This window comes from Gillisia mitskevichiae, assembly GCF_003634585.1.
Taxonomy (GTDB): Bacteria; Bacteroidota; Bacteroidia; order Flavobacteriales; family Flavobacteriaceae; genus Gillisia; species Gillisia mitskevichiae.
Genome location: NZ_RBLG01000013.1, coordinates 1 through 1,745 on the forward strand (window position 1 = coordinate 1; position 1,745 = coordinate 1,745).

Below are 1,745 nucleotides of genomic sequence, written 5' to 3' on the forward strand. Positions count from 1 at the left end.
AAATGTTCATTGATATATTGAATTGACAGCGCGTTTCAATGTTGTTCGCAAGAATAACAGAAGAAACCAAAAGATAAGAATTAAGACTAGAAGAATATTTTGAGTTTTATGATCTCTTCGGAGATTATAAATAACAGACCTTGTAATTGTTACAATATTTAAAAATTAACGATGAAGAGTTTGATCCTGGCTCAGGATGAACGCTAGCGGCAGGCTTAACACATGCAAGTCGAGGGGTAACGGGGTGCTTGCACCGCCGACGACCGGCGCACGGGTGCGTAACGCGTATACAATCTACCTTGTAGAGGGGGATAGCCCAGAGAAATTTGGATTAATACCCCATAGTATTATGAAATAGCATTATTTTATAATTAAACATTTATGGCTACAAGATGAGTATGCGTTCTATTAGTTAGTAGGTAAGGTAACGGCTTACCTAGACTTCGATAGATAGGGGTCCTGAGAGGGAGATCCCCCACACTGGTACTGAGACACGGACCAGACTCCTACGGGAGGCAGCAGTGAGGAATATTGGACAATGGGCGAGAGCCTGATCCAGCCATGCCGCGTGCAGGAAGACGGCCCTATGGGTTGTAAACTGCTTTTATAGAGGAAGAAACACTCCGACGTGTCGGAGCTTGACGGTACTCTACGAATAAGGATCGGCTAACTCCGTGCCAGCAGCCGCGGTAATACGGAGGATCCAAGCGTTATCCGGAATCATTGGGTTTAAAGGGTCCGTAGGCGGGACAATCAGTCAGCGGTGAAAGTCTGTGGCTCAACCATAGAATTGCCATTGATACTGTTGTTCTTGAATACTTATGAAGTGGTTGGAATATGTAGTGTAGCGGTGAAATGCATAGATATTACATAGAACACCGATTGCGAAGGCAGATCACTAATAAGTCATTGACGCTGATGGACGAAAGCGTAGGTAGCGAACAGGATTAGATACCCTGGTAGTCTACGCCGTAAACGATGGTTACTAGCTGTTCGGTCGCAAGACTGAGTGGCTAAGCGAAAGTGATAAGTAACCCACCTGGGGAGTACGTTCGCAAGAATGAAACTCAAAGGAATTGACGGGGGCCCGCACAAGCGGTGGAGCATGTGGTTTAATTCGATGATACGCGAGGAACCTTACCAGGGCTTAAATGTAGATTGACAGGGGTGGAAACACCTTTTCCTTCGGGCAATTTACAAGGTGCTGCATGGTTGTCGTCAGCTCGTGCCGTGAGGTGTCAGGTTAAGTCCTATAACGAGCGCAACCCCTGTTGTTAGTTGCCAGCGAGTCATGTCGGGAACTCTAACAAGACTGCCAGTGCAAACTGTGAGGAAGGTGGGGATGACGTCAAATCATCACGGCCCTTACGTCCTGGGCCACACACGTGCTACAATGGTAGGGACAGAGAGCAGCCACTGGGCGACCAGGAGCGAATCTATAAACCCTATCACAGTTCGGATCGGAGTCTGCAACTCGACTCCGTGAAGCTGGAATCGCTAGTAATCGCATATCAGCCATGATGCGGTGAATACGTTCCCGGGCCTTGTACACACCGCCCGTCAAGCCATGGAAGCTGGGGGTACCTGAAGTCGGTCACCGCAAGGAGCCGCCTAGGGTAAAACTGGTAACTGGGGCTAAGTCGTAACAAGGTAGCCGTACCGGAAGGTGCGGCTGGAACACCTCCTTTCTAGAGATTTTGCCGTTTTAAAAGGCAAAACGCAATTACATCAAAAAGGTTCTCAAG

Annotated in this window: 1 rRNA gene; it reads left to right on the plus strand. The window is 47.9% G+C overall.

Features of this window, described 5'->3' with window-relative positions:
- Positions 1-168: 168 nt before the first annotated feature.
- Positions 169-1,688 (plus strand): 16S ribosomal RNA (locus BC962_RS16165).
- The last annotated feature ends 57 nt before the right edge of the window (positions 1,689-1,745 follow it).